Below are 5224 nucleotides of genomic sequence, written 5' to 3'. Positions count from 1 at the left end.
GTTCATAAAAGCTTATCATTTGAGTTACATCAAAAAAGTCAAATTCATCAGGGAAAATCCCCGCAATTTTTTCAAGTAAATTTGCAATTACTACCTTAAGTCCAAAGTAAATCGTAAGTGGAATAAATAGAGCATATAGGATCATTGTAATCAATCCATTTACAAATTGCTCTTGTCCTACTGATTGTGCCGCTTTTGTCGGATTTTTAAGTCCATCAATAAAATAAGAAAAGAATAATTTCGATACATTTTTCGCGGCTTCAACATGCTTGTTAGGCTCAGCAGGCTGTACTGGTTGTTCAGGTCGAGTTGGTTGTGCCGAAAATGTTGTTTCTGCTTGTTCTGGCTGTACTGGCTGATTCGAAACAGGAATCGTTGGTTCGACTGTTGCAGCTTGTTGTTGTTCAGCTGTCTCTCCCACCAGCTTCGTTCCACATTTCACACAAAATTTTCCACCTTCGTTTTGGTGGCCACAATTACTACATATCACTTTTTTTCCTCCTAAATTTTTTTATAGAAATATAGGCTTATTTTTTAAGTAAAAATTACAAATGATACCAAAATAAGACAATATTCTATTAATCTGTTTATTATTATACACATATTTAAACAATTTGGGAGGTTAAATATAACTTTCGGACTATGTTTTTGTCGAAATTTAGTACTTTATAGATAAAAATATGTGACAGGTATAAAGGGAATTTCCCTTTCATATCTGTCACATCATCTTAATCCGTTAATTTCAATGCCGTTTCTGTTATCGTTAAATCTGTCTTTAATTGTTTACTTAAGTCACTAGGATGATACATTCCTTCATCAATCATATAGGATGAAATTTTCTCATGAGTCAAAACTGCGTGTCTGAGCTGTTCACGTAACACTTCCTTTACTGCTGGTGTTGAAGCTTCAGTTATGGCGAAGGCAAGATTTCTAATATTGGCTTTAGCTGAAATTAGAAAATCTGTTGCGATTACCTGATCCGTCATCCCGCCCATCCCCATCAGTTTTTTCACGAGCTCATTCATAACTGTTATCGCTCCTTTCTGTCATAAGCTGCTTTATCTGTGTGACAAATTTTGTTCCTGCTTCTACATCTGCTAATAAAATTTCTTTTAAGGTTGGATCCTGTACTAATCCGCTCATTGTAAACGCCTTTGTTAATGATAAATTTTTAAATGTTAACAATTCATGTAATTCAAGTGTTTCATGTAATCCTAAATACTGAGTCATCGTTCCTCTCCTATCTTTGGAAAATTCTTATTTATAGAGTACCAATCGGACCATTTCCTATACTTAATCATCAGATAACTACTATTGGTAATTTTTTTCGGATGATCGTTTGCAAAAATAGGTCATTCTAAAGAAAAAGGAGTGAATTCAATGGAAATAAATGCTTTAGCTTATCATGAAACGATGGATACACATGAACTATTGAATTTTAAAACAAATTGCTTAATTCGCTCAAAATTGATGCAAGGTATTTGCTTTGACAATGACTTAAAAGCATTGATGCAAAAAGATGTAGCTCAGTCAGTTGCAGCAATTAACGAGCTTAAACAATTGTATGAGAAAGCTCGAACACTACATTAAGAGGTGAACCATATATGAATCAAGACTATTTGGATCCTAAATATGCAGAAGGAATGCCGAAAATGGCAGATTCCTCATTTGCCTTAGATTTTTTACTTACTGTTAAAACAGGAATTCGCTATTATGCAGTTGCCTTGACGGAAACAGCTAGCGCTGACTTAAGGCAAGCGTTGTCTCGTCAAATGGAGCAGGCCATTGACCTCCACCAAGAAATATCAGAGCTAATGATGGAAAAAGGCTGGTTATACCCACACGATGTCGAAAAGCAAATTGAACTAGATATTAAAGCAGCAGATATGGCACTTGCCATTGCAGATATGGAGCTTTTCCCAACTGACACTGATCGTCTAGGAACGTTTGCAACACCGAATAAATAGATGCTTTAGGAGGATGTTATAGACATGAAGGCAGTTACATATCAAGGAATTAAAGATGTCGCAGTAAAAGAAGTAAATGATCCGAAAATCGAAAAGGCAGATGATCTCATCATTAAAGTAACAACCTCTGCCATTTGTGGCTCTGATCTCCATTTAATTCATGGGATGATCCCGAATACCCCCGAAAACTTTATTATCGGCCATGAACCAATGGGGATAGTCGAAGAAGTTGGCCCAGAGGTTAAAAACTTAAAAAAGGGAGATCGCGTAATCATTCCCTTTAACGTAAGCTGTGGGCAATGCTGGTATTGCAATAACGATTTCACTAGTCAATGTGATAACTCGAATGAGCATGGGGAAATGGGCGGTTTTTTCGGCTATTCGGAAACAACAGGTGGAGTTGCTGGTGGTCAGGCTGAATATTTACGAGTGCCCTACGGTAATTTTACCCCTTTTAAAATACCCGAAAACTGTGAAATGGAGGATGAAAAACTAGTTCTCCTTGCCGATGCAGCATCGACTGCCTACTGGTCTGTTGATAATGCAGGTGTGAAAAAAGGAGATACCGTTATTATTTTAGGCTGTGGTCCTGTTGGTCTTTTAGCGCAAAAATTCGCTTGGCTTTTCGGTGCAGAAAGAGTGATAGCTGTTGATTATGTTGACTACAGGCTGGAACATGCAAAAAAAACAAATCATGTTGAAATTGTAAACTTTGAAAGTGAAAAAAACATTGGCAACCACTTAAAAGAAATGACAAAGGGTGGTGCAGATGTTGTCATCGATTGCGTTGGAATGGATGGAAAAATGACACCGATGGAATTTTTAGCTACAGGTTTAAAGCTTCACGGTGGCTCAATGGGCGCAATCGTAACCGCTAGTCAGGCTGTCAGAAAATGTGGGACGATCCAATTAACTGGTGTGTATGGAATGAGGTATAATGCATTTCCATTAGGTGATATTTTCCAACGAAATGTCCAATTAAAAATGGGCCAAGCGCATGTCATTCCAATTATGCCCAAGCTTTATCAACTGTTTGCAGATGGGAAGGTAGATCCTGCTGATGTTGTTACACATGTTCTCCCTTTAGAAGAAGCAAAACGAGGATATGAAATATTCGATACAAAGACAGATGATTGCATTAAGGTTGTATTGAAGCCTCATTAATTCCGCTTTAGCCCTAAATTTTTAAATAAAGACAAACCAAGATTATTTAGCTTATGTAAAACAAATATGTATCTTTAATTTGAATAAGCAGGGAACTTTCTTCATTCTCTGCTTTTTATACTGTTCCTTGACTATTTTATTTACGTGGTCCATTTTTATAAATGGAAATTTTTTTAATGGCACTGTTTCTTTCAACTACAGGGTTTTTTAAATCAAAAACAAAGAAGTTTTATTATAGCCTTTAAATCTAAATTCTTAATTGAACGATTAACTTAAAAAAATGTTAAATACGATGAATGATTAATTGACTCCAAGTTGATTGCCAATTCTTTTTTGCAATGCGTTCTTCGTAAATTGCTGCACGATGTTTATTCTCGATAAAATAAGGGGTTGGCTTTACTTCTAAATGAACAACATCACTGATTCCCCAAGGTGCTATTAAACACACATGATCCTTGTCATCTAATTTCACGCCTAATGCTGTTGCTGTTTCTGGAAACTTCGATATCGCATCAACTGAAGAAGAATATGGTGTCATTTTACTTTTCAAGTGCATTCTTGCTTCATTTTTTATCGACCAAGGAATCGTTTCATCAAGCGATTTTAGTTTTTCCTCAAGCTTTTTTTCACGCAATTCGTCAACATGTCCAGAATCAAAATAGATGACATCAACATCAGGGATCGGCGTTCTCTCATTAAAGTTATGTAAGATATCCCATATTTTTGAACGGACAAACCCAGCACATATCCACCAATCAGGTAAATCCAATGATTTTGCCATCCTTAATATTTCCATCATCCATTCATCCTGTTCAATAATCGAAATGATTTTCTCCTCATTCATCATCTTCAAGCTGCTCCTTAAAAATAGGATTATGACTAGCTTTTGCAAAAAACTAAGTGAAAGGATTATCATCAATCATAATTCAGGAATTTCCTTACTTCCTCACCATTTAGTAATTGCATATAAAATTTCCTTTGGATTGGGGTCGTGTTCTAAATAGCCTCCATATCGGGAAACGAGAACACCATAGTTGACATCCATATCAAAAACCCATAAATCAGTATAGTTGATTGCTTCCCATATATCAGAAAAGTTTTCTATGACCCATTCTCCATTAACAAGAAAGATAGGACTGTCGTTTATCCCCAAAAATAAATATGCTTGCTTCTCTTCTATTTTTATCTGTTGGACATATTGAATAACTTCATCTTCCCAGCTAAATTCCTTTCTGAAGTTATGATATTTAGTTACAAAGTCCCCTTTATGAAGCTCATAATTCCATAATTTGTGTACTTTATCTAAAATTGCATCTACTTCCGGAGAGAAGATTAATTCGCAATTTTCCATTTCACATGATAAACGATGTGGTAATCGATTGATTAGATCATACTTTTGATTCTTTTGTTTATTACGTTTTATCTTTTGCTGCATTAGGATTTTCCGTTCTTTCATCACTCTCACCTACTTTAATTAACTATGTAACATACCGATAAGGTGCGCTATAGCAATGCCTTTTTCATATCATGCATCAACCGAAATCAATTCTTTAATAAACACTTCATCCTTCAAAACTTGCCTTTTAATCATTTCTTATGAATTCAGTGCTTGCCGAATAACCGTAAATATAAAATGCGTTATTTTCCTCTTTATAAGGAATGTGAAGATTGTGTAGTAATTCGCGAAATTGCTCTGTTATATCAATCACTTCATCATCAACGAGCCTGCCTTTATGCTTTACATATCTTGGTCTAACTTTAATCCATTCGATCGCATAAAAAGGGAATAACCCCTCTATCCAATCTCCCAAGTACCAAACATCCGTATCAAAAGTAGCGGGTTCAGGCTTTTCTTGTAGAATATACTTTACTTGATAAGGGGGAGTAAATGGTAATCGATTGAGAACTCCAATCCGTAATCTCTCCCATTTTGTGTTATTCATAATAGAACATAACTGTTTTTCAGTTACGATTGCTTGTACCTTTTTCTTAAAACTTTCCATACGAATTCTCCTTCAAAATTGAGATTTCAAAAGATGTTTTTGAATTGGAAATAAAAACAATTACTATTAAATATACATGGTGACTTATTT

General features: G+C 35.4%; 8 protein-coding genes and 1 pseudogene. 3 read left to right on the top strand and 6 right to left on the bottom strand.

Annotation, left to right across the window (positions count from 1 at the left end; translation table 11 throughout):
- The 3 genes and pseudogenes from HU235_RS19005 to HU235_RS18995 form a co-directional block, all read right to left on the bottom strand.
- A pseudogene (locus tag HU235_RS19005) lies at window positions 1-490 on the bottom strand (hypothetical protein); the annotation flags it as partial.
- A gap of 238 nt (window positions 491-728) precedes the next feature.
- Window positions 729-1025 carry a spore coat protein gene (locus HU235_RS19000; RefSeq protein WP_095299957.1) on the bottom strand — a complete coding sequence of 99 codons (297 nt, stop codon included), beginning with the start codon at window positions 1023-1025 and terminating at the stop codon, window positions 729-731.
- A complete protein-coding gene (locus HU235_RS18995) occupies window positions 1018-1230 on the bottom strand; it encodes a hypothetical protein (RefSeq protein ID WP_145580726.1) in 213 nt (70 codons plus the stop codon). Before HU235_RS18995 ends, HU235_RS19000 begins: the two co-directional genes overlap by 8 nt.
- A gap of 150 nt (window positions 1231-1380) precedes the next feature.
- Here HU235_RS18995 and HU235_RS18990 point away from each other — a divergent pair, with 150 nt between their 5' ends.
- The 3 genes from HU235_RS18990 to HU235_RS18980 are packed head-to-tail and all read left to right on the top strand — an operon-like array spanning window position 1381 to window position 3131.
- Window positions 1381-1590 carry a spore coat protein gene (locus HU235_RS18990; RefSeq protein WP_174881233.1) on the top strand — a complete coding sequence of 70 codons (210 nt, stop codon included), beginning with the start codon at window positions 1381-1383 and terminating at the stop codon, window positions 1588-1590.
- 14 nt (window positions 1591-1604) lie between these two features.
- Entirely contained in the window at window positions 1605-1967 is a 363-nt protein-coding gene (locus HU235_RS18985; protein ID WP_095299954.1) for a spore coat protein, read from the top strand.
- Window positions 1968-1991: 24 nt separating this feature from the next.
- Entirely contained in the window at window positions 1992-3131 is a 1140-nt protein-coding gene (locus tag HU235_RS18980) for a zinc-dependent alcohol dehydrogenase (protein ID WP_174881232.1), read from the top strand.
- A gap of 283 nt (window positions 3132-3414) precedes the next feature.
- On the opposite strand, the gene HU235_RS18975 is transcribed toward HU235_RS18980, so the two are convergent.
- The 3 genes from HU235_RS18975 to HU235_RS18965 all read right to left on the bottom strand — a co-directional run bounded on the left by HU235_RS18975 (window position 3415) and on the right by HU235_RS18965 (window position 5134).
- Window positions 3415-3984, bottom strand: a complete 570-nt coding sequence (locus HU235_RS18975; protein ID WP_174881231.1) for a nucleotidyltransferase family protein — start codon at window positions 3982-3984, stop codon at window positions 3415-3417.
- 93 nt (window positions 3985-4077) lie between these two features.
- Complete coding sequence (locus HU235_RS18970) at window positions 4078-4587, bottom strand: hypothetical protein (protein WP_145580724.1); 510 nt, start codon at window positions 4585-4587, stop codon at window positions 4078-4080.
- Window positions 4588-4714: 127 nt separating this feature from the next.
- Window positions 4715-5134: a DUF6678 family protein gene (locus tag HU235_RS18965; protein WP_174881230.1), complete on the bottom strand. Its 420-nt coding sequence runs from the start codon at window positions 5132-5134 to the stop codon at window positions 4715-4717.
- Between the last annotated feature and the right edge of the window lie 90 nt (window positions 5135-5224).

The sequence above is a fragment of the Metabacillus niabensis genome (assembly GCF_902829255.1).
GTDB lineage: Bacteria > Bacillota > Bacilli > Bacillales > Bacillaceae > Metabacillus > Metabacillus niabensis.
This window is presented reverse-complemented; position numbering and strand designations above follow the sequence as displayed.